General features: G+C 71.5%; 17 protein-coding genes and 2 pseudogenes. 12 read left to right on the plus strand and 7 right to left on the minus strand.

The features are described 5' to 3' along the window. Together I004_RS39875 and I004_RS39505 are read left to right on the plus strand one after the other, a co-directional pair. Nucleotides 1–274 (plus strand): annotated as a pseudogene (locus I004_RS39875) (hypothetical protein); the annotation flags it as partial. Further along, on the plus strand, nucleotides 271–1,017 hold the full coding sequence (locus I004_RS39505; protein ID WP_486580028.1) for a tetratricopeptide repeat protein: 747 nt from the start codon (nucleotides 271–273) through the stop codon (nucleotides 1,015–1,017). The pseudogene I004_RS39875 and the gene I004_RS39505, both read left to right, overlap by 4 nt. Before the next feature lie 92 nt (nucleotides 1,018–1,109). On the opposite strand, the gene I004_RS0116070 is transcribed toward I004_RS39505, so the two are convergent. From I004_RS0116070 to I004_RS0116090, 5 genes are all read right to left on the minus strand, one after another. Then, nucleotides 1,110–2,927, minus strand: a complete 1,818-nt coding sequence (locus I004_RS0116070) for an IucA/IucC family protein (protein ID WP_028436336.1) — start codon at nucleotides 2,925–2,927, stop codon at nucleotides 1,110–1,112. Continuing rightward, nucleotides 2,924–3,574, minus strand: coding sequence for a GNAT family N-acetyltransferase (locus I004_RS0116075; RefSeq protein WP_037976513.1), 651 nt, complete (start codon nucleotides 3,572–3,574; stop codon nucleotides 2,924–2,926). Before I004_RS0116075 ends, I004_RS0116070 begins: the two co-directional genes overlap by 4 nt. Next, entirely contained in the window at nucleotides 3,571–4,935 is a 1,365-nt protein-coding gene (locus I004_RS0116080; protein ID WP_028436338.1) for a lysine N(6)-hydroxylase/L-ornithine N(5)-oxygenase family protein, read from the minus strand. Before I004_RS0116080 ends, I004_RS0116075 begins: the two co-directional genes overlap by 4 nt. 30 nt (nucleotides 4,936–4,965) lie before the next feature. Beyond that, the gene (locus I004_RS34260; RefSeq protein WP_051345090.1) at nucleotides 4,966–6,492 is read right to left on the minus strand and encodes a pyridoxal phosphate-dependent decarboxylase family protein; all 1,527 of its coding nucleotides are present in this window, start codon (nucleotides 6,490–6,492) and stop codon (nucleotides 4,966–4,968) included. Nucleotides 6,493–6,625: 133 nt separating this feature from the next. Next, nucleotides 6,626–7,972, minus strand: a complete 1,347-nt coding sequence (locus I004_RS0116090) for a DUF1015 domain-containing protein (RefSeq protein ID WP_028436339.1) — start codon at nucleotides 7,970–7,972, stop codon at nucleotides 6,626–6,628. Between the two features lie 113 nt (nucleotides 7,973–8,085). Here I004_RS0116090 and I004_RS0116095 point away from each other — a divergent pair, with 113 nt between their 5' ends. Then, nucleotides 8,086–9,132: an HAD hydrolase-like protein gene (locus tag I004_RS0116095; RefSeq protein WP_028436340.1), complete on the plus strand. Its 1,047-nt coding sequence runs from the start codon at nucleotides 8,086–8,088 to the stop codon at nucleotides 9,130–9,132. Between the two features lie 157 nt (nucleotides 9,133–9,289). On the opposite strand, the gene I004_RS0116100 is transcribed toward I004_RS0116095, so the two are convergent. Together I004_RS0116100 and I004_RS0116105 are read right to left on the minus strand one after the other, a co-directional pair. Beyond that, nucleotides 9,290–10,210 carry a siderophore-interacting protein gene (locus I004_RS0116100; RefSeq protein ID WP_028436341.1) on the minus strand — a complete coding sequence of 307 codons (921 nt, stop codon included), beginning with the start codon at nucleotides 10,208–10,210 and terminating at the stop codon, nucleotides 9,290–9,292. Between the two features lie 179 nt (nucleotides 10,211–10,389). Further along, nucleotides 10,390–11,424, minus strand: coding sequence for an ABC transporter substrate-binding protein (locus tag I004_RS0116105; protein WP_028436342.1), 1,035 nt, complete (start codon nucleotides 11,422–11,424; stop codon nucleotides 10,390–10,392). Between the two features lie 254 nt (nucleotides 11,425–11,678). Between I004_RS0116105 and I004_RS0116110 the strand changes: the two genes are divergently transcribed. From I004_RS0116110 to I004_RS0116150, 9 genes and pseudogenes are all read left to right on the plus strand, one after another. After that, a complete protein-coding gene (locus I004_RS0116110; protein ID WP_051345121.1) occupies nucleotides 11,679–12,707 on the plus strand; it encodes an iron ABC transporter permease in 1,029 nt (342 codons plus the stop codon). Next, nucleotides 12,704–13,735 (plus strand): iron chelate uptake ABC transporter family permease subunit, encoded by a 1,032-nt coding sequence (locus tag I004_RS0116115; protein ID WP_028436344.1) that lies wholly within the window; start codon nucleotides 12,704–12,706, stop codon nucleotides 13,733–13,735. Before I004_RS0116110 ends, I004_RS0116115 begins: the two co-directional genes overlap by 4 nt. A 71-nt stretch (nucleotides 13,736–13,806) precedes the next feature. Further along, a complete protein-coding gene (locus I004_RS34265) occupies nucleotides 13,807–14,694 on the plus strand; it encodes an ABC transporter ATP-binding protein (protein ID WP_051345122.1) in 888 nt (295 codons plus the stop codon). Nucleotides 14,695–14,750: 56 nt separating this feature from the next. Then, on the plus strand, nucleotides 14,751–15,200 hold the full coding sequence (locus I004_RS40350) for a hypothetical protein (protein ID WP_486580033.1): 450 nt from the start codon (nucleotides 14,751–14,753) through the stop codon (nucleotides 15,198–15,200). A gap of 3 nt (nucleotides 15,201–15,203) precedes the next feature. Beyond that, the gene (locus I004_RS0116130; protein WP_028436346.1) at nucleotides 15,204–16,010 is read left to right on the plus strand and encodes a TlyA family RNA methyltransferase; all 807 of its coding nucleotides are present in this window, start codon (nucleotides 15,204–15,206) and stop codon (nucleotides 16,008–16,010) included. Next, complete coding sequence (locus I004_RS0116135) at nucleotides 16,007–16,912, plus strand: NAD kinase (RefSeq protein WP_028436347.1); 906 nt, start codon at nucleotides 16,007–16,009, stop codon at nucleotides 16,910–16,912. The genes I004_RS0116130 and I004_RS0116135 overlap by 4 nt, the downstream gene beginning before the upstream one ends. A gap of 72 nt (nucleotides 16,913–16,984) precedes the next feature. Beyond that, nucleotides 16,985–18,745 carry a DNA repair protein RecN gene (gene recN, locus I004_RS0116140; RefSeq protein WP_028436348.1) on the plus strand — a complete coding sequence of 587 codons (1,761 nt, stop codon included), beginning with the start codon at nucleotides 16,985–16,987 and terminating at the stop codon, nucleotides 18,743–18,745. A 79-nt stretch (nucleotides 18,746–18,824) separates the two neighbouring features. Beyond that, nucleotides 18,825–19,664, plus strand: a pseudogene (locus I004_RS34270) (Gfo/Idh/MocA family protein); the annotation flags it as partial. Nucleotides 19,665–19,942: 278 nt separating this feature from the next. Next, nucleotides 19,943–21,094 (plus strand): glycosyltransferase family 4 protein, encoded by a 1,152-nt coding sequence (locus I004_RS0116150; RefSeq protein ID WP_028436349.1) that lies wholly within the window; start codon nucleotides 19,943–19,945, stop codon nucleotides 21,092–21,094. The last annotated feature ends 101 nt before the right edge of the window (nucleotides 21,095–21,195 follow it).

The following is a 21,195-nucleotide window of genomic DNA, read 5'->3' on the forward strand; positions in this document are numbered from 1 at the left end:
GAGCGGGGCGGGAGTGGTGGCCGGCGTCCGTATGGTCAGGGTGGCGGCCGTGGTCGGGATGATGAGCGGGGCGGGAGTGGTGGCCGGCGTCCGTACGGTCAAGGTGGCGGCCGTGGTCGGGACGACCGGGAGCGGCGTGGTGGTTTCCGGGGACGCGACGACCGCGGAGGTCCCTCTCGTGGCCCCGGCCGCGACGACCGCCGGGAAGGCCGCCGGGACGACAGGCGTCTGGATCGCGATGCGCCGAAGAGGCTGCCCATCGACGACGACGTGACCGGTGCCGAGATCGACAAGGACGTCCGGCAGGAGCTGATGAGCCTGCCGAAGACGCTCGCCGAGGACGTTGCGAAGAACCTCGTCATGGTTGCCAGGCTTCTGGACGAGGATCCGCAGGCGGCCTACGGCTATGCGCGCGTTGCTCTGCGGCTGGCCTCCCGTGTCCCGTCGGTGCGTGAGGCGGCGGGCTTCGCTGCGTACGCCGTGGAGAAGTACGCCGAGGCGCTGGCGGAGTTCCGTGCCGCGCGGCGGATGACGGGGCTGCAGCACCTGTGGCCGGTGATGGCCGACTGCGAGCGCGGCATGGGCAGGCCGGAGAAGGCACTGGCGATGGCCGGCGAGCCCGAGGTGCAGAAGCTGGACAAGGCCGGGCAGGTGGAGATGCGCCTCGTCGCGGCGGGGGCCCGTCGCGACATGGGCCAGGCCGAAGCTGCCGTGGTGACGTTGCAGAGCCCCGAGCTCGCGTCCGGTTCCCAGCAGCCGTGGACTGCCCGCCTGCGCTATGCGTACGCAGACGCTCTGCTGGAGGTCGGCCGCGAGGACGAGGCGCGGGAGTGGTTCGCCAAGGCGCTGGAGGCCGACCAGGCCGGGTCGACGGACGCGTCGGACAGGCTGGCCGAACTCGACGGAGTGGAGTTCATCGACGCCCTCGACCCGGAGGCGGAGGAGGACGACGTCGAGGACGGGGCCGCTGAGGACGGGGCCCCTGCGGACGGTGTCGGCGGCACCACATCGGAGTGAGGCCGGGGAGCAGCCGGGAGACATGAGGAGGCGGGAGCCCGTAGCGGGCTCCCGCCTCCTCGTCGTGGGACGCGTCCAGGAAGGGACGGGGACTACGGCGCGAAGCGCGCCAGCGGGTTCTCCAGCTCGCCGACGAGCTGGAGGGCGCCCGCCGGGTCCTGCAGGTCCACCATCTGCTGGTTGTTGCGCAGCTGAAGGCGGTTGAGGCAGGAGAGCGGGAAGGTGTCCGCGAAGAGGTCGTAGCGCTCGAAGCGTTCGGCCAGGTGCGGCGCGGACTTCTGATAGTCGCGGACGCAGTCGGCGACCGCGGACCAGAACGCGTCCTCGTCCAGCGTTCCGTTGCCGGCGAGGATGCCGTTGAGGAAGCGCAGGAAGCAGTCGAAGACGTCCGTGAAGATGGAGAGGAGCTTCTTCTCCTCCGGCACGTCGGCCCGGATGCGTTCGACCTCCGGGGGGAGCTCGGCGTCCGCGCTCATGACCGCCACCTCTTCGGCGAGGTCCTTGAAGATCGCCCGTTTGGGGACGCCGTCCTCGTCGAGGACGAGGATGACGTTCTCGCCGTGCGGCATGAAGACGAGGTCGTACTCGTAGAAGCAGTGCAGCAGCGGCGTGAGATACACATCGAGGTACCGGCGCAGCCACGTCGCCGCGTCCAGGCCCGACTGCTCGATGAGCGAGGTGGCCAGGGAGGCGCCCTCGGCGTCGGTGTGGAGCAGGGACGCCATCGTCGCCGGCCGCTCACCCGGTGCGAGAAGCGGTACGGGGCTCTCGCGCCACAGGGCGGCGAGCATCTTGAGGTACGGGGAGCCCTTGGCGGCAGCTGCTTCGTACGGTGCCGGGTGGTAGCCGACTGCGGCGCACTCGCGGAGCACCGCGAGGCCCGTCTCGCGCAGCACGTCGTCCTCGGAGATGAGGCGGGCCAGCCAGTCGTTGATGGCGGGTGTGGCCTTCATGTACTCGGCCGAAAGGCCGCGCAGGAAGCCCATGTTGAGGACGGAGAGGGCCGTCTTCACATAGTGCTTGCCCGGGTTGGTGGCGTTGAAGAAGGTGCGGATGGACTGCTGGGCGAGGTGCTCGTCGTCCCCGTGTCCGAGGCAGACGAGATTGCGGCGTGCGACCTCGGCGGCGAAGGTGACGGACAGCTTGTTCCACCACTGCCACGGATGGACGGGGATGAGGAAGTAGTCGTCCAGGTCGAGGCCGTCCTCCTTCATCGCGGCGGAGAAGCGGCGCAGCGTCTGCGCGGACAGCTCCGAGAGCAGCAGCTTGTCGTAGCTGAGGTCCGCGGCCGCGGTGAAGGTGGCGTGGTCGCGGTGCGCGGCGACCCAGATCAGCCGTACGGGGGCGCCGGCTTCGGGCGCGTAGGCCAGGTATTCGGCGATGTCGAAGCCGAGGCGGCCGTTGTTGGCGACGAAGCACGGGTGACCCTCGGTCATGCCCGCCTCGATCTCCTGGAAGCCGGAGCGGGCCAGCCGGTCGGCGCCGACGGGCGTACGGGCCAGCTTGAACGCCGTGCTGGAGAGGGTGGAACTGATCTCTTCGAGGTAGACGGGCAGGATCTCCGCACCCAGACGCAGCGAGTCGCGCAGCTCGGTGATGAACGCGAGGGCGTCGAGGGGAAGTTGGCCGCCGTCGCGGTGGCGGGTGATGCTGCCCGCGTCTATCTGCCAGTGGTCGAGGGCGAACTGCCGTGCGGTGAACCGGTATTCGGTGGTCCCGTCGTCGCTGTGGACGGAGTACCGGTCCGCGGACTGCCCGTCCTGCGACGGTATCGGCGCCGGCGAGAGGAGCCGTTCGTGGGTGAACTCGGCCAGCGCCTTGCGTATCAGCAGCCTGTTGGCCAAGTCCCAGCGCTCGGGCGTGAGATGGGCGACTGCATCGCGTGGGGAGAGGGACGTGGGGGTGGTCATCGGTTCTTCGCCTCTCCTGGGTTCTCGCGGGTACCGCCGGCCTCTCGGGTCTCGAGGGCCTTGCGTGCGTCCTCGAACTGCTCCCGGGTGCACATGCTCAGGTAGGCGTCCTTCTCGGGCTTGGCGATGGTGCGCTCGATGCGGAAGCCGACCGCTTCGTTGAGTGCGTGCACGGCGGTGTTGCGTACGTCCGGTTCGACGACGACCCGGCGGGTGTCCGGGTCGGCGAAGAGCATGTCCATCACCGTGGTGATCACGGCGAGGGTGAAGCCGTGGACCGGGGATTTGGTCGGGGCGCACAGGAAGTGCATGCCGACGTCGCCCGGCTGTGCCTCGTAGAGGCCCTTGAGCTCGACGTGGGCGGGGTCGTAGCGCTCCATGAGGAAGCGCGGCTCGCCGTCGTGCAGTCCGAGGTAGGCGTCGTGGTGCTCGGAGGCGGAGATGTCCATGAACTCCCGCTCCACGTCGGTGAGTGACGCCTCCTGCATCAGCCAGAAGGCCGACTTGGGGTCGGTGACCCAGGTGTGCAGCAGTTCGGCGTCGCCGGCCGGGTCGACGGGGCGCAGGGCGAAGCGGCCCAGGTCCGGGTCGGTGCGGGTGTGCACGGTGGCGGTGGCTCCGCCGGAGTTCGTACGGGCGCTGCTCATGGGTGGGGAACCTCCGTCCGTGTGGCGGGCGCCGGTGCCGCGTCGGGCACGGGGGCGCTGAAGTCCTGGAAGGCGATGGACTGTTCGATCGGGTAGTACTCGCGGCCGAGCAGTTCGCGGATGATGCACGAGTTGCGGTACGCGGCCATGCCGAGGTCCGGCGTGACGAAGCCATGGGTGTGCAGCTCAGCGTTCTGCACGTAGATCTCCCGGCCGGCGCTCATGCCGTTGTCGACGCGGTAGTTGCGCCGGACGTCGAAGCGGCCCTGCTCGTCCCATTCGATGCGGTCGGCGATGGGGCCGAGGAACTCGGGCGTGCGGTAGCGGTATCCGGTGGCGAGGACCAGGCCCTCGGTTGTGAGGGTGAAGTCCTGCTTCTGCTCCTCCTGGCGCAGCCCGAGGGTGTACGCACCCGCAGCGGGGTCGTAAGAGGCGTCCGTCAGCGAGGTGTTGGTCATCAGCCGCGTCGGGCAGGGTCCGCCGATGCTCTTCTGGTAGAGCAGGTCGAAGATGCCGTCGATCAGCTCGGTGTTGATGCCCTTGTAGAGGTTCTTCTGCGACGTGACGAGTTCGTCCCGGATGGCCGACGGGAGGCTGTAGAAGTAGTCCACGTACTCCGGGGAGGTCATCTCCAGCGTCAGCTTGGTGTACTCGAGCGGGAAGAAACGCGGGGAGCGGGTGGCCCACGTGAGGTGGTAGTCGTGGGTGTCGATCTCCTGGAGCAGGTCGTAGTAGATCTCGGCGGCGCTCTGACCGCTGCCGACGACCGTGACGGACTTCTTCTTCTGCAGCTCCGCCTTGTGCTCCAGATAGCGGGAGTTGTGTATGAAGTCCCCGCCGAGGCCGCGGCAGGAGTCCGGGATGTGGGGCGGGGTGCCGGTGCCGAGCACGAGCTTCCTGCTCCGGTACGTGCGCTGCTCCCCGGCCCTCAGGTCGTCGGCGCGGATGATATAGACCTCTTCGCCCTCGTCGAACTCGACGCCGGCGACGCGGTTGTTGAACCGCACCGAATCCAGCTTCCCCGCCGCCCAGCGGCAGTAGTCGTTGTACTCGGCCCGCAGCGGATAGAAGCTCTCGCGGATGTAGAACGAGTAGAGGCGTCCGGACTCCTTCAGGTAGTTGAGGAAGGAGAACGGGGAGGTGGGGTCCGCGAGGGTGACCAGGTCGGACATGAACGGGGTCTGCAGCGTGGCGTCTTCGAGCAGCATGCCCGAGTGCCAGTCGAACTCGGGCTTGTCGTCGAGGAACAGGCCGTCCAGCTCGCCGACGGGTTCGGTCAGGCAGGCGAGGCCGAGGTTGAAGGGGCCGAGGCCGATGGCTATGAAGTCGTGTACGCGGGTGGTGCCTTGTGGGGTGGACACAAAGGACTCCGGATCTCCGGGGGCAGGCGGTCAGCTGGCGCGGGGGTGGACCGGTTCCGGGTCCGGGAGCTGGGCTTCGAGGCCGCCCCGTCGTTCGGTGAAGCGGCGGCCCGCGTGCTCGGCGATGAGGTCGAGGACGGTGGCGATGTCATCGAGGGAGGTCTCGGGGTTGAGCAGTGTGAACTTGAGGTAGTGACGTCCGTCGACGACGGTGGACGCGATGACTGCCTCGCCGGAAGCCGAAAGGGCGTGCCGCGCATGGAGGTTGACCTCGTCCGTGACGGACTGGCCGGCCGGTGAGGGCGGCAGGTAGCGGAAGACGAGGGTGCTCAGCTGAGGCCGGGTGACGACCTCGAAGCGGGGGTCGTCGCGCAGCATCCGCCATGCGTCGGCCGCCCGGTCCACCACCTCGTCGAAGAGCTCACCGATGCCGGACGCGCCCATGATGCGCAGCGTCAGCCACAGCTTGAGGGCGTCGAAGCGGCGCGTGGTCTGGATGGACTTGTCGACCAGGTTGGGGATGTCGTTCTCCGCCATCCGTGCCGGGTTGAGATAGTCCGCGTGGTACGTGACATGGCGGAGCGTGGCCTGGTCGCGCACGAGCACGGCGCTCGAACTCACCGGCTGGAAGAAGGACTTGTGGTAGTCCACGGTGACCGAGTCGGCGCGCTCGATGCCCTCCAGCAGAGCGCGCCGTCGGGAGACCAGCAGACCGCAGCCGTAGGCCGCGTCCACGTGCAGCCACGTGCCGAACTGCTCGCACAGGTCCGCGATTTCGGGCAGCGGGTCGATGCTCCCGAAATCCGTGGTGCCGCCGGTGGCGACGACGGCCATCACCATCAGGTCCTCGCGCTCGCACCGGTCGAGTTCGGCCGCGAGGGCGGAGGTGCGCATCTTCCGGTCCTCGTCGCACGGCACGGCGACGACGGCCTCGGCTCCCAGTCCGAGCAGCGTGGCGGCCTTCTCGATGCTGAAGTGGCTGCACTCGGAGGTGAGGATGCGAAGCCGCGGCAGTATCTCCGGCTTCCGAAGCGGGGTGGGGGAGTTCTTCTCCACCAGGCGGCAGGCCTCGTCCCTGGCCAGCAGCAGGGCCTGCAGATTGGACTGCGTACCGCCGCTGGTGAAGATGCCGTCGGCGGCGGTGCCGAGGCCGATGCGCTCGGCGGTCCACTTGACCAGATGACGCTCGATCAGCGTGCCGCCCGCGCTCTGGTCCCAGGTGTCCATCGAGGAGTTGACGGCCGAGATCACGGCTTCGCCCAGGACCGCCGGGATGACCACTGGGCAGTTGAGATGTGCGAGATAGCGCGGGTGGTGGAAGTAGACGGCGTCGCGGAGGTAGACGCTCTCCAGTTCGTCGAGGGCTGCGGCCGGGTCGCCCAGGGGCTCTTCCAGGTCGATGCCGTGGACGGCCGGGCCGAGTTGGGACGGGGTGACTCCGGTGAAGGGGCGCTCGGTGCGGGCGATCCTGTCCGCCACGCGGTCGACGCCTTCCGTGACGGAGCGCCGGTAGTGCTCCGCCGTCCCGTCGTTGAGCAGGTGTGACCTGCTGCTCATGAACTGTCCTCCCTGACGCGGGCATCGTCGTCATGCACCGCACGGAGAGTGCGGTGAGGTAAGGCTACCCTAACCATGTCGCGGTAAGGGCGGACCGGGGTGGGTCACGAGCGTCACACGGGGCGGGAAGTCCTCAGGAGCCGTCACCGAGGACGCGGAGCACCAGACCGGTCGCCGGTTTCGGGCCGAAGGAGGTCGATTTGCGGGGCATCATCACGCCCTGCTCGGCGAGTTCACGTACGACTTCTTCCCGAACGGGCCTCATCAGAACCGCGGTTCCGCCCGCCCGGGCAGCCTTGCCGACGGCTGCGGCGGCGTCGTGGATGTAGCTGATCTCCTCCGGAAGGTCGGGCACCCGCCACACCTCGTCGAGCAGCACGGAGTGCAGCACGGTCGCGTCCAGGCGGCGCCACGACTCGGGACCGCCGGAATCGAGGGCCTCCAGCAGACGGGGAGCGGGGTCGTGCAGCAGATGGAAGCCGCCGCCGTCGGTGAGCAGGAAGGCGTTGCCGGGGGTCTCGTCCAGGGCGCGGAGCGCCTGCGGGAGCGGCACGGTCCCGAGGGCCCGTACGCGGAAGGCGCCTTCGGACTCGGCGGTGTGCAGGGCCTGTTCGAGCGGCAGCCTGGGAAGCACCCGGTGGATGGCCTGCACCCGCAGCGGGTGGCGGACGGTGTCGACGAGCAGGACGAGGCCGTGGTCCCAGGGTGAACCGCCGGGCACGGACGGGCCGTTGGTGGATCCGGCGTCGTCGCCGGAGCCGCCGTGTTCGCCGCCCTCGCCGGTCTCCGGGCGTTCCCGGTGTTCGCTGCGGAGCCGGAGATATGTCGCCCAGCGGTGGTGCCCGTCCGCGATCAGAGCGCGGTGTCGGGACAAGTCGGCCTCGATCTCGGCGAGTTCGGCCGGATCCGTCAGGGACCACAGACGGTGCGAGAAGCCGTCCTCGGTCGTCGTGGAGAGCAACGGCGCGCGGAGTGCTGCCCGTTCGATGACTGCCGTGGCACCGGTCACCGTGCCGTCGCCGCGGTAGGAGAGGAGCAGCGGCTCCAGATTGGCCCCGGTGGCGCGCATCAGCGCCGCACGGTCCTCCACGATCTCGGCTATGACGCCCTCGTGCGGCAGTACGACGCCCTCCTCGGGCGCGGAGAGCCGCAGCGCACCGATGAGTCCGCGCTGAAGAAGGTCGCCGCGGCGCTGCTCGTAGACGTAGAGCGCCGGTCTACCGTCCAGCGCCAGTACGCCCTCGGCGCGCCAGGAACGCAGCGTCGCCGCGGCCTTGGCCTGCCTGCCGGCCGCGTCGGCGGCCTGCGGCAGGATCAGCCGGACGATGTTGTACGGGTCCGCCGTCTCCAGCTGGTGCAACTCGTCGGGGCGGACCACCACGTCGTACGGCGGCGACGTCACGGCGGCGAGGGAGCCGACCTTCCCGGGCGCGTAGCGCAGGCCGCGAAAAGGGGTGAGCCGGAGGCCGTCGGTGGTCATTACCGCATGCTATGCCGGACTCCGTACGGGGGCGGAGCGGGCCCGGCGGCCCAGGGCGGCATCATCGGGGGAGTCGGGTGAGGAGAGATCCGTTGCGAGGAGAGCGAGAGACGATGGCGGGCACTGTGCGTACGAGCCCTTCCGGAAGCGGCCGGGCCTTGCGGGAGGCGTACGACACGGCTCTGCTCGACCTGGACGGCGTGGTGCACGTCGCAGGCGATGCGGTGCCCCACGCCGTGCGGTCGTTGGAGGAGGCGCGGGACGCCGGCATGCGGCTGGCGTATGTGACGAACAACGCGTCACGCACGCCGGAGGCCGTCGCGGCGCACCTGTGCGACCTGGGCATCCCGGCGGAGGCGAGCGACGTGATCACCTCGGCGCAGGCGGTGGCACGTCTCATCGCCGAGCAGCATCCGCAGGGCGCGCGGGTATTGGCCGTCGGCGGCGAAGGACTCCGGCAGGCGCTGCGCGAGCAGGGGATGAGCGTCGTCGGATCGGCGGACGACGAACCGGCCGTCGTGGCGCAGGGTTACGGCGGCCCGCAGCTGGAGTGGGGACGGCTCGGCGAGGCGGCGCTCGCCGTCGGAAGGGGCGCCGCGTGGTTCGCCTCGAACGCCGACGTCACCGTCCCGGGGGACCGGGGCATACTGCCGGGCAACGGCGCGGCCGTCGAGGTCGTCCGCATGGCGACCCGGTGGATGCGCGATGCCCCCGAGCCGCAGATCGCGGGGAAGCCGCGGCCCCCGATGCACCGGGAGACCATTCTGCGTACGGGGGCGACGCGGCCCCTGGTCGTCGGCGACCGCCTGGACACCGACATCGAGGGCGCGCACGTCGGCGGCGTCGACTCGCTGCTCGTGCTGACCGGGGTGACCGACGCGGCGCAGCTGCTCGCGGCGCGGCCCGAACACCGCCCTGCATACGTGGCCCGGGATCTGCGCGGACTGGCGCAGCCGCACCCGGAGTTGAGCGGCGACGCCGGGACCGGCTTCGGCTGCGGCGGGTGGAACGCCAAGGCCGGCTCGGAGGAATTCGTGCTCGAGGGCGAGGGTGAAGTACTCGACGGGCTGCGGGCGTTGTGCGCGGCGGCGTGGACCGCCGCGGGCGACGACGGCTGCGCGCTGGAGGCGGACAAGGCCCTTGCGCGGCTGGGACTGTGAGTAACGGGAAGGGCCCGGATTTTGAGGAGGGCGAAGGAGCGGGAGACAGAGGACGCCGCCAGGGGCCCCTTCCCTCCTGAAGCATGCAGGCCATCCCCAGCCTGCATGCTCCCGAGCCTGGGAGGAGGCGGCCCCGGCGGCGCCCTGGTCCTTCTCCTCAGTCGCTTCCGGCGGTGGCGGCGCCGGCCACGGCCTCCTCGACGAGCTGCTCCTCGCTGGTGTCCATCCGCCAATAGCCGGTGAACTTCACCCTCTTGCGGTCGAATCCGCGCTCGCCGACCAGATGGCGCCGCAGCGTCTTGACGGTTCCGGCCTCGCCCGCGATCCACGCGTACGGGGTGCCCTCGGGGAGGCGGGCGGAGGCGATGGACGCGAGATGGAAGTCCGTGCGGTTCTCGGTGGTGTTGTCCCGGACGAGCCAGGTGATGTCTGCGTCCGCGGCCGTCGGGAGCTCCTGGATGTCCTCGGCGTTCGGCACCTCGATCCACACCTTGGCCGGGGTGCCCGGCGGCAGCCACTCGAGGATTCCCGCGATCGCTGGCAGCGCCGTCTCGTCACCGCTGATCAGCACCCAGTCGGTACCGGGAGTCGGCCGGAAGTCGACACCGCCGTTGTCGTCCACGGTGGGTCCGAGGAGGGTGACCCGGTCGCCGGGTCGCGCGGTGGCGGCCCACCGGGAGGCCGGTCCCGCCGGCACGAAGCCGGCCGAGGCCGCTTCTGCCGGATCGCCGACGCCGTGCAGGGCGAAGTCGATGTCCAGCTCGTCCTGCGGGAAACGGCGCTGCTCGCGCACCGTGTAGGAGCGCATGATGCCGCGCACGGACGGGTCCATGGACCGCCAGACGGTGAACCACGCGTCGCCGGCGTCCGTGGGGACGACAGGCGCGTCCTGGCCCGGGTGCGGCAGGAAGAGTTTGAAGCGCTGGTCGCGCCCGCCGGAGGTGAAGTGCCGCAGCGACTCGCCCCCGAAGGTGATGCGCAGCATCGTCGGGCCCAGCCGGCGAGTCCGTACGACGTAGGTGTCGAAGAACTCGAACGGGATGGTGCGGGCGGGGGCTTCGGGGGCTGCGGTGCTCATGCTGCGGCTCTCCTCCCGGGGTGGCCGTGCCGTGCGTGGGTGCTTGGACTGCGGAGTGCTCCGGCCGCGGACGCGGCGGGCCATGGTGCGTGTGAAGTGCGCCGCGTGTGCGGCGAATTGAGGTCCGGAACGTCCGGATCGCGGTCGGGCGGCGGACCTGCCGCCGCCCGACCCGGCGCTCAGGCGGTCTTCTTCGCGTCCTCGATCGCCTTGGCGAGCTGCTCGAGGATGGGGGCGGCTCCCGCGTAGGAGAAGCGGGGCTCGGCGTCCCACGTGGTGACCTGGCCGTCCTTGACGGCGGGCAGGTCCGACCAGGTGGGCTTGGACTTGAGGGCGGCGGGCTGGAGAGCCTGCGTCCGGTTGTCCAGCATGATCACGTCGGCCTTGTACTTGTCGGCGTTCTCCCAGCTCAGCTCCTCGAAGAAGCCCTGCTTGCTGAGCTTCTTCGGTACGACGATGTCGACGCCGAGCTCCTTGAAGTACCGCAGGTCGGCGTTCGCGGAGGGGTCGGAGACATACATGAGATCCGGGGCACCGGAGGCGGCCATCACCTTGAGGCCGCCGCTCGACTTCGCCGCCTTGCGCAGCCTCTCGGAGGCCTTCTCGAAGCGGTCCTTGGCGTCGGTGACGCGCTTGGCCTTGAGGTCCGCGCCGAGCGATTCGGAGAGTTCGGCGAAGCGCTTGATGGTGTCCAGCATGGACGTCTCGGCGGTCTTCAGCGCCAGGGACGGGGCGAGCTTGAGGATCTTCGCCTTGCTCTCGTCCGGCACGTACCAGAGCGCGTCCTTGACGTACATGTTCGTCACCAGCAGGTCGGGACGGACCTTCGCGTACTTCTCGATGTCGAACTCGCCGAAGGCGTTACCGATGATCTCCAGCTTCTTCACGTTCAGGTCGCCGGCCAGCACGTCCGGCTCGCCGTTCTTCTTCTTCTTCGTCGGGCCGAACACGCCGACGATCGCGTCGCCGGCGCCGAAGTCGTGCAGGGCGGCGGCGGTGCCGACGTAGGCGACGATGCGCTTCGGTGCGGCGTCGAGGCTGATCTTCTTCTTGCGGTCGTCCGTGAAGGACCAGGCGCCTCCGCCCTTGCCGGAGCCGGACTTCGAACCGCCGTCGCTGCCGCAGGCGGTGAGCAGAGCACCGAGACCCGCGGCACCGCCTGCAGCCAGCAGACCGCGGCGGGAGAGACTTGGGGACGCGGACGAATAGGGCATGACAGAGCCTTCTCTTCCTCGGTGTCTTTCGGGCAGCTGTGGCCGGGTTGCGAGTTAGGTTAACCTAACCAAAGTCGTTGTTGTCCAGTGGCCGGGTGTCCCACGCCCCCGTCCCCGACCGGAGCCCGTACGTGACTCTCATCAAGTCCCGCCAGACATCGGGAAGTTCGGCGGCCGCAGGTCCCGGACAAGACGAACGTCCCCCGCAGGAGGGGGAGTCCGTACGGACGGGAAGCGCCCGCAAGATCGGGCCCATGGAGCGGAGCGGTGACCCCGCGACGGGCGGCGGCCGGACCGCCGTCGTGCTCCGCGCCGCCGGACTGCTGGGCGCCGCGGCCCTGTTGCTGCTCGTCCTCGCCCTGAGCATCGCCGTCGGGGCGAAGCAGCTCTCACCCGCGGAGGTGCTGAACGGCCTGACGGACCCCGGCTCGGCGTCGTACTCCGTCGTCCACGAGATGCGCCTGCCGCGCACCGTCCTCGGGCTGCTCGCCGGAGCCGCGCTCGGGCTGGCGGGCGGCGTGATGCAGGCGCTGACCCGCAACCCGCTTGCGGACCCCGGCCTGCTCGGCATCAACGGGGGCGCCGCGGCGGCCGTGGTCACCGCGATCTCCTTCTTCGGGGTCTCGGGCTACACCGGCTACATCGGCTTCGCGTTCGCCGGCGCCGCGGCCGTCTCGGTGGCCGTGTACGCGGTGGGCGGCGGCCGCGGGGCGACGCCCGCACGGCTCGCCCTCGCCGGTACGGCACTGAACGCGGCGCTCATCTCCTACGTCAACGCCGTGCAGTTGCTGGACACGGCCTCGCTGGACCGCATGCGCTTCTGGACGGTCGGCTCGCTGGCCCGCGCGCAGGACGACACCAACCTCAAGGCGCTGCCGTTCGTGCTGGCCGGTGTGCTGCTGGCGCTGGCGCTGGCCCGTCCGCTCAACGCGCTCGCGCTGGGCGAGGACGCGGCGCGCGCCCTCGGCTCACGTCCCGAGCTCACGCGCGCCACAGCCATCGTGGCCGTGACGCTCCTGTGCGGTGCGGCGACCGCGGCCTGCGGGCCCATCGTCTTCGTCGGCCTGATGGTGCCGCACATGGTGCGCTCCCTTACGGGCCCGGACCTGCGCTGGCTGCTGCCCTACTGCGCGCTGCTGGCGCCGGTGCTGATGCTCGGCGCTGACGTGCTGGGACGTGTGCTAGGGCGGCCCGCGGAGTTGCAGGTCGGCATCCTGACCGTGGTGCTCGGAGGGCCGTTCTTCCTCTATTTCGTGCGGCGCCGGAGGGTGGCACAAGCGTGAGCGTGATACGTACCGCAGGCGGATACTCCGTCAACTTCCGCCCGCGAGCGGCGCTGGCGGGCGCGGCCTGTGCGGTGCTGGCCCTCGTCGTCGGCGTCTTCGCCATCGGCAGCGGTGAATACCCGATGTCGCCCGCGGACGTGCTCCGCACGCTGGCCGGGCAGGGCGCACCGGCGGACGCCTTCATCGTGGGCGAGTTGCGGCTGCCGCGCACCGTGACGGCTCTCACCGTGGGTGCCGCGCTGGCACTGTCCGGCGCGGTGTTCCAGGCGGTGGTGCGCAATCCGCTCGGCAGCCCCGACGTGCTGGGCTTCACCCACGGTGCCGCGACCGGTGCGCTGATCGCCATCGTGATCGTCGGCGGTGGCAGCGCCGCGCTCGCGGGCGGTGCGATGGTCGGCGGCGTCATCACCGGGGTCGCGGTGTACGGGCTGGCGTGGCGGGGAGGTCTGCACGGCTACCGGCTGGTGCTCGTCGGCATCGGCGTCGCCGCGATGCTCACCGGAGTCAACGGCTATCTCCTCACCAAGGCCCAGATCACCGAGGCCGGGCGCGCGGTCCTGTGGATGACGGGCAGCCTCGACGGGCGCGGCTGGGGCGACGCGATGCCGCTGCTCGCCGCGATGGCGGTGCTGGTCCCGGTAGTACTGCTCGGATGCGAACGGGCCCTGCGCATGATGGAGATGGGCGACGACGCGGCCGGGGCGCTGGGCGTACGAGTGGAGCGGGTGCGGCTCGTGCTGCTCGCCGCAGCCGTGCTCCTGGTGGCCCTCGCGGCGGCGGCCGCGGGACCCGTCGCGTTCGTGGCACTGACCGCGCCGCAGCTGGCGAGGCGTCTGACGAAGTCGCCCGGACCGAACCTGCTGCCGTCGATGTGCATGGGTGCCGCGCTTCTGGTCACCGCTGACTTCGTCGCCCAACGGGCGTTCGGAGGACGCGAGGTGCCCGTCGGCGTGGTCACCGGTGTGCTGGGGGGCGGCTATCTGGTGTGGCTGCTGGCGACCGAGCGCAGGGCGGGACGGATATGAGCGGCGAGAACCCGGCGGACGCGATGACGGATGCGACGACAGGCAGAGGCAACGGTGCGAGGACGGCGAGCGTGACCTGGCAGCAGACCCCGGAGGCCCCGCAGGAGGCGCGGGCACCGAAGTCCCCGCGAACCGAAGGCACTCCGCAGGGCGGCGCCCGGCTCACCGGCGAGGACCTCACCCTCGCCTACGACCGGCGCACCGTCTCCGAGGGACTCACCGTCGCCGTGCCGGACAAGTCCTTCACGGTGGTCGTCGGCCCCAACGCGTGCGGCAAGTCGACGCTGTTGCGCGCCCTCTCCCGCATGCTCAGGCCCGCCGCCGGCTCCGTGCTGCTGGACGGCGCCGACATCGGCGGGATGCCCGCGAAGAAGCTGGCACGCACCCTCGGGCTGCTGCCGCAGTCGTCCGTCGCCCCCGACGGGATCACCGTCGCTGACCTGGTGGCCCGCGGCCGCTACCCGCACCAGAGCCTGCTGCGGCAGTGGTCGCGCGAGGACGAGCGGGTCGTGCGGGAGTCGATGGAGGCGACCGGCGTGGACGACCTGGAGAACCGCTTCGTCGACGAGCTTTCGGGCGGCCAGCGGCAGCGCGTGTGGATCGCCATGGCGCTCGCACAGCAGACGCCGCTGCTGCTCCTGGACGAGCCGACCACGTATCTCGACATCGCCCACCAGATCGAGGTCCTGGACCTGTGCGCCCGGCTGCACGAGGAGGAGGGCCGCACGCTCGTGGCGGTGCTGCACGACCTCAACCACGCGGCGCGCTACGCCACGCACCTCATCGCGATGTGCGACGGCGAAGTGGTCGCGGAGGGCGCTCCGGGCGACGTCGTCACCGCGCGCCTCGTGGAGGAGGTCTTCGGCATGCCGTGCAGGGTGATCGACGATCCGGAGTCGGGGACGCCGCTGGTCGTCCCGGCCGCGCGGTCGCGAGCGCGCGCAGCGCGGAGCACCTGAGCCCGCACGCACGGACCGGACCCGCGGCGAGCGCCGGAAGCGGTAGCGTCAGGGGCATGAGCGAGTCGATGCCGGGCGCACTGCCGGCGCAGCAGGACGCGGACCCCGCGGAGGCGGCGGGAGCCGCGGGACCTGCGGAACAAGCGGAATCCGCCGGAGAAGAGGCGCCGCACCCCCCGGAGGCCATCGAGGAGGCGGAGTACGCCGACGCGGACGAGACCGCGCAACCCGGGGAACCGGAAGAAGAGGACGACGGGCCGCGCCCGCTGGGGCTGCGCGTCGAGCCGACCGGGCACGCCCCCGTGGACGTCCAGCTGAGACGTCTGGAGGACGCCGACCATCTCGCGGTCTCGGGCCACCTCGAGGTGTACGAGGACGTGCACCGCGGACTGCGCGAGGCGCTGGCCGGGCTCGACCGGCACGCCGATCCCTCACCCGTGTCCGGCCCTGCCTCCGCCCACGGTCCGGGCCGTCCCGTGCCAGGGCCTCAGTACCCCCGGAGCTGACAGTTGCCCCGACGCCGACTCGACGCGGAACTGGTGCGCCGCAATCTGGCCCGTTCGCGTGAGCACGCCAGCCAGCTGATCGCCGCGGGACGGGTCACCGTCGGCGGCAACGTCGCGGCCAAGTCGGCCACGCAGGTGGAGACCAGCGCCGCCGTCGTCGTACGCGCCGACGACTCCGACCCTGAGTACGTCTCCCGCGGCGGCCACAAACTCGCGGGCGCACTCGCGGTGTTCGGGCCGCTCGGCCTGCGCACCAAGGGCCGCCGCGCCCTGGATGCCGGCGCCTCGACGGGCGGCTTCACCGACGTACTGCTGCGCGCCGGCGCGACGGAGGTCGTGGCCGTGGACGTCGGCTACGGGCAGCTCGCGTGGTCGTTGCAGAGCGACGAACGCGTCGCCGTCAAGGACCGTACGAACGTACGGGAGTTGACGCTGGACGACGTGGACGGCATCCCCGTGGACCTCGTCGTGGGCGACCTGTCCTTCATCCCCCTGGGGCTCGTGCTCCCCGCCCTGGTGCGGTGCTCCGCGCCGGACGCCGACCTGGTGCTCATGGTCAAGCCCCAGTTCGAGGTCGGCAGGGAACGGCTCGGCAGCGGCGGCGTGGTGCGCGGCGCCGCGCTGCGCACGGAGGCCGTCCTCGGAGTCGCCGACCACGCCGCACGGCTGGGCCTCGGCGCGCTGGGAGTGACGGCGAGTCCGCTGCCGGGGCCGTCCGGCAACGTCGAGTACTTTCTTTGGCTGCGCGCCGGTGCTCCCGGGATCGACGCGGCCGATGTCGAGCGAGCTGTGGCGGAGGGTCCGAAATGACGACAGCCGGTGACGCCCGTACGGTCTTCCTGCTCGCCCACACAGGCCGCGGAGCAGCCGTACGCAGCGCCGAACTGGTCGTACAGGGTCTGCTGCGCAAGGACATCGGTGTGCGGGTGCTGGAGGAGGAGGCCGGTGCCCTGCCGCTGCCCGAGTCCGTGCGTGCGGTGCCGTCCACGGAGGACGCGGTGGAGGGCTGCGAGCTGATCATCGTGCTCGGCGGCGACGGGACGCTGCTGCGCGGCGCCGAGTTCGCCCGCGCATCGGGCGTTCCGATGCTGGGCGTCAACCTGGGACGGGTCGGGTTCCTCGCGGAGGCCGAGCGGGACGACCTGGAAGAGGTCGTGCACCGGGTCGTCACCCGGGGCTACGAGGTCGAGGAGCGGATGACGCTCGACGTCCTCGTACGCACCGACGGGCGAATCGTGCACCGCGACTGGGCCATCAACGAGGCGTCCGTGGAGAAGGCCTCCCGCGAGCGGATGCTGGAGGTCGTCACCGAGGTCGACAACCGTCCCGTCTCCCGGTTCGGCGGCGACGGTGTCGTGTGCGCCACACCCACCGGCTCCACGGCCTACGCCTTCTCCGCCGGCGGGCCCGTCGTCTGGCCCGAGGTCGAGGCGCTGCTGATGGTGCCGATCAGCGCACACGCGCTCTTCGCCAAACCGCTGGTGACGGCGCCGGAGTCGGTGCTCGCCGTGGAGGTGCAGCCGCAGACGCCGCACGGTGTGATGTGGTGCGACGGGAGACGCAGCGTCGAACTCCCCGCGGGTGCGCGCGTGGAGGTCCGCCGGGGATCGGTGCCGGTGCGGCTGGCGCGTCTGCACCACGCCTCGTTCACGGACCGGCTCGTCGCCAAGTTCGCGCTGCCGGTGGCGGGTTGGCGCGGCGCGCCGCACTGACGCGCGCCGCCTCCCACGACTGGGCGACCACCCCTTCCGGGCCTGGGGTGGGGGTACCTCCGCGGACTGCGTATGGTCGTACCCGTGTTGGAGGAGATGCGGATCAGGTCCCTGGGCGTCATCGACGACGCTGTCGTCGAACTGTCCCCAGGCTTCACCGCGGTGACCGGTGAGACCGGAGCGGGCAAGACCATGGTCGTCACCAGCCTCGGGCTGCTGCTCGGCGGACGGGCGGACGCCGCCCTCGTACGGGCGGGAGCCAAGGCGGCGGTGGTCGAGGGGCGGATAGTCGTGCCGCCGGAGTCGTCCGCCGCGGTCCGCGCGAGCGAGGCCGGAGCCGAACTCGACGACGGGGCACTGCTCGTCAGCCGTACGCTCTCCGCCGAAGGACGCTCACGTGCGCATGTCGGCGGCAGGTCCGTGCCCGTCGGGCTGTTGGCCGAGCTGAGCGACGACCTCGTCGCCGTGCACGGACAGACCGACCAGCAGGGCCTGTTGCGCCCCGCTCGCCAGCGGCAGGCCCTGGACCGCTTCGCCGGTGAGGCCGTCTCCGCGCCGCTGGCCAGATGGACGTCCGCGTACCAGCGGCTGCGCAGCGTCAGCGGCGAACTCGACGAGATCACCACCCTGGCGCGCGAACGCGCCCAGGAGGCGGACATGCTCCGCTTCGGCCTGGAGGAGATCGCAGCCGTCGAGCCGCTCGCGGGGGAGGACACCGAACTCGCAGCCGAGGCCGAACGCCTCGGCCACGCCGAAGCCCTCGCCTCCGCCGCCACCACCGCGCACGGAGCCCTCGCGGGTGACCCCGAGGACCCCGGCCGCCCCGAGAACTCCGACGCGGCGGCACTGGTCTCGGCCGCGCACCGCGCCCTGGAGGCCCAGCGCGCGCACGACCCCGCGCTGGCCTCGCTCGCGGACCGGCTCGGCGAGGTCTCCATCCTGATGGGCGACGTCGCGGGCGAACTCGCCGGATACGCCGACGATCTGGACGCCGATCCCCTCCGGCTCGCCGCCGTCGAGGAGCGGCGCGCGGCACTGGCCCAGCTCACCCGCAAGTACGGCGAGGACATCGCCGCCGTCCTCAGCTGGTCGGAGGAGAGCGCCGCACGCCTCGCCGAACTCGAGGGCGACGACGAGCGCATCGGCGAACTGTCCGCCGAGCGCGACGCCCTCGTCAGCGAACTCACCGGCCTCGCCCAGCAGTTGACGGACGCCCGTACGGACGCGGCGAAGCGCTTCGCGGACGCCGTCACCGAGGAGCTGTCCGAGCTGGCCATGCCGCACGCCAGGGTCTCCTTCGCGCTCGGGCGCAGCGACGCGGCCGCCGGCGCGACGGGACTCGAACTGGACGGCCGCAGCGTCGCGTTCGGGCCGCACGGCACGGACGAGGTCGAGCTGCTGCTGGCGCCGCACCCCGGGGCGCAGCCGCGTCCCGTCGCCAAGGGCGCCTCCGGAGGTGAGCTCTCGCGCGTGATGCTCGCCGTGGAGGTCGTCTTCGCGGGTGCCGACCCGGTACCGACGTACCTCTTCGACGAGGTCGACGCGGGAGTCGGAGGCAAGGCGGCGGTCGAGGTGGGGCGGCGGCTGGCACGGCTTGCACGGTCTGCCCAAGTGGTCGTCGTCACGCACCTTCCGCAGGTCGCCGCGTTCGCCGACCGGCATCTGGTCGTGGAGAAGACCGACGACGGTTCCGTCACACACAGCGGCGTCCAGGCGATGGAGGGGGAGTCCCGGGTGCGGGAGCTGTCCCGGATGCTCGCGGGCCAGGAGGACTCCGAGCTGGCTCGGGCCCACGCGGAGGAACTGCTCGAAGCGGCGCGTTCGGGTTCCTGACGGGCGCGGGCGCCGGTGAGGGCGCCCGCGCCGGAGCCTGACGGCACGTTGGACCCGGGCCACCCCTGGCCCGGAATGAGAGGCGGAACGCATGACCGAGGCCGCCGAGCAGGCCGGGCGCGACGGAGTACGCGCCATGGTCGGCTTCAACTACCGCCGCGTGCCTGCCCTCGCCCATGCCGCCCGGCTGGTCGCCGACGGCCGGATCGGGGACATCCGGCACGTGCGGGCGCAGTATCTGCAGGACTGGATCACCGACCCCGACTTCCCGCTCGTGTGGCGCCTGCGCAAGGACCAGGCCGGATCGGGTGCGCTCGGCGACCTCGGATCCCACGTCATCGATCTGCTCCAGTACGTCACCAGACAGCGGCTGAGGGGTGTCTCGGCCGTCCAGAAGACCTTCATCGGCGAACGCCCCCTCCCGGAAGCCTCCGCCGGACTGACCGCGACCACGTCCGGCACCCGCCGCGGACAGGTCACCGTCGACGACGCCACCGCCTTCACCGGGCACCTGGAGGGCGGCGCCCTCGCGGTCGTCGAAGCGACACGGTTCGCCACCGGGCGGAAGAACGCCATGCGGTTCGAAGTCAACGGCTCCCAGGGCTCCCTCGCCTTCGACTTCGAGTCGATGAACGAGCTCCACTTCCACGACGCGACCGCAGACGACACCGAAGCCGGCTTCCGGCGCATCCTCATCACCGAGCCCGCCCACCCTTACCTGGACGCATGGTGGCCGCCGGGCCACGGCCTCGGCTACGACCACGCGTTCGTCCATGAGATCCACGACTTCGTGACGGCGGTGGCGGACCCGGGTACGCCCTTGCGCCCTTCCTTCGCGGACGGGCTGCAGGTCCAGCGCGTCCTGGACGCCGTCGAGCGCAGCGCAGCCGACGCGTCCCGCTGGACCGGCGTGACGTAGCGGCAGGCGGGCCGGAGCAGGGAGGAGCTGAAGCAGGGGAGAGGCGGCCTCGGCCCCCTCTGTGCCGCCGCCGTGAGCCGGCCGGCCCGTAGTACATGCGACGTCACCTGAGTGAGTGATAGCGGTACGGTACGGGGCGCGATGTGCCGCACCGGTGACTCCCGTGCGGTGACGCGGCGCCGGCCTCAACTGGCATGCTGGGCCAGTCCCGCACGGCCTGCCGCCCCGCATGCCGGCGCCCTTCCTCCGACCGAGACCACTTTGGAGCTCGACCTGCTGTGAGCCTTCCCCCCACGCCGCCCCCACCCTCAGCCGTCCGGGAGCCGCAGCACGCCGTCCAGGTCGTGGACGGTGCGAGTGCCGGGACCGGCGCCCATGTGCGCTCACTCACGGAGGGTCTCGTGGCGCGCGGCCTGCGGGTGACCGTCTGCGCGCCGTCGGGCGCCGAGGCGGTGTACGGATTCACCGGCGCCGGGGCCCGTTTCGCACCGCTCCCCGCGCGCAGCGAGCCGGAGGCGGCGGCAGTGCTCCGCCGGTTGTGCGCGGACGCCGACCTCGTGCACGCACACGGCGTGCGCGCCGGGCTCCTGGCCCTCACCACGCTCGCCCTGTCGGGGCGCGCCCGGCGGGTCCCGCTCGTGGTGACCTGGCATCACCGCAGCAACGCCCCGGTTGCGCGGGCGCCGCTGCGGCGGCTGATGGAGCGCCGCGTCGCGTGCAGCGCGTCGGTCGTTCTCGCCGTCACCACAGACCTCGTCGACCGGGCCCGGCGGCGCGGCGCTCACGACGCACGGCTCGCGCCTGTCGTCCTTCCCGGGCCGGCCCGGGACGAGACCCCGCTGGAGCCGCGGGCCGCCGTCGAGAGCCGGGGGCAGCACAAGTCGCGTGCCGAAGTGGGGGCGGTGGGGCGTCCGTTGGTCTTCAGCGTGGGACGTCTCGACGGCCGTCACGGCTACGGCACGGCCCTGAGCGCCGCCCGGTCCTGGCGGCACCTGGATCCGCCGCCGCTGCTGGCCATCGCCGGCGAGGGGCCGCAGCGGGCCCAGCTGCAGCGGCGCATCGCGGACGAGGAGTTGCCCGTACGGCTTCTGGGCCGGCGGGATGACGCCTTCGAGCTGCTGGCCGGCGCGGATGTGGCTCTTCTCAGCTCACGCTGGGAGGGCCGTCCGCTGCTGGCGCAGGAGGCGCTGCACGAAGGGGTTCCGCTGGTCGCCACCTCGGTCGGGGGTGTGCCGGAACTGGTCGGCGACGCCGCCGAGTTGGTGCCCTACGGCGACGCGCGCGCCATCGCGGCGGCTGTCGGCGGCCTGCTCGCCGATCCCGAGCGCCGTGAGAACCTCGTCGCGCGCGGCCGGGCCCGGGCCGCGGAGTGGCCCACGGAGGAGTCGACGGTGGCCCATGTCCTCAGCGTCTACGACGAGTTGACCTGAGAGGGCAGCCCCTGAGTCCTGGTCGGAGCTCCGCCCCCCTGTCCCGACCTGGTCCGTCCTCGTCCGTCGAGAAGCCCTCCGGCCCGGTACTCCCGTCCCCA

The sequence above is a fragment of the Streptomyces sp. TAA486 genome, from assembly GCF_000426165.1.

What these genes read in the sequence shown, in the direction of transcription:
- I004_RS0116100 (WP_028436341.1), bottom strand. Translation starts at nt 10,210, where the DNA reads ATGAGCACCGCAGCCCCCGAAGCCCCCGCCCGCACCATCCCGTTCGAG.
- I004_RS0116095 (WP_028436340.1), top strand. Translation starts at nt 8,086, where the DNA reads ATGGCGGGCACTGTGCGTACGAGCCCTTCCGGAAGCGGCCGGGCCTTG.
- I004_RS34260 (WP_051345090.1), bottom strand. Translation starts at nt 6,492, where the DNA reads ATGAGCAGCAGGTCACACCTGCTCAACGACGGGACGGCGGAGCACTAC.
- I004_RS0116070 (WP_028436336.1), bottom strand. Translation starts at nt 2,927, where the DNA reads ATGACCACCCCCACGTCCCTCTCCCCACGCGATGCAGTCGCCCATCTC.
- I004_RS0116090 (WP_028436339.1), bottom strand. Translation starts at nt 7,972, where the DNA reads ATGACCACCGACGGCCTCCGGCTCACCCCTTTTCGCGGCCTGCGCTAC.
- I004_RS40350 (WP_486580033.1), top strand. Translation starts at nt 14,751, where the DNA reads ATGAGCGAGTCGATGCCGGGCGCACTGCCGGCGCAGCAGGACGCGGAC.
- I004_RS0116075 (WP_037976513.1), bottom strand. Translation starts at nt 3,574, where the DNA reads ATGAGCAGCGCCCGTACGAACTCCGGCGGAGCCACCGCCACCGTGCAC.
- I004_RS0116135 (WP_028436347.1), top strand. Translation starts at nt 16,007, where the DNA reads ATGACGACAGCCGGTGACGCCCGTACGGTCTTCCTGCTCGCCCACACA.
- I004_RS0116110 (WP_051345121.1), top strand. Translation starts at nt 11,679, where the DNA reads ATGGAGCGGAGCGGTGACCCCGCGACGGGCGGCGGCCGGACCGCCGTC.
- I004_RS0116105 (WP_028436342.1), bottom strand. Translation starts at nt 11,424, where the DNA reads ATGCCCTATTCGTCCGCGTCCCCAAGTCTCTCCCGCCGCGGTCTGCTG.
- recN (WP_028436348.1), top strand. Translation starts at nt 16,985, where the DNA reads ATGGTCGTACCCGTGTTGGAGGAGATGCGGATCAGGTCCCTGGGCGTC.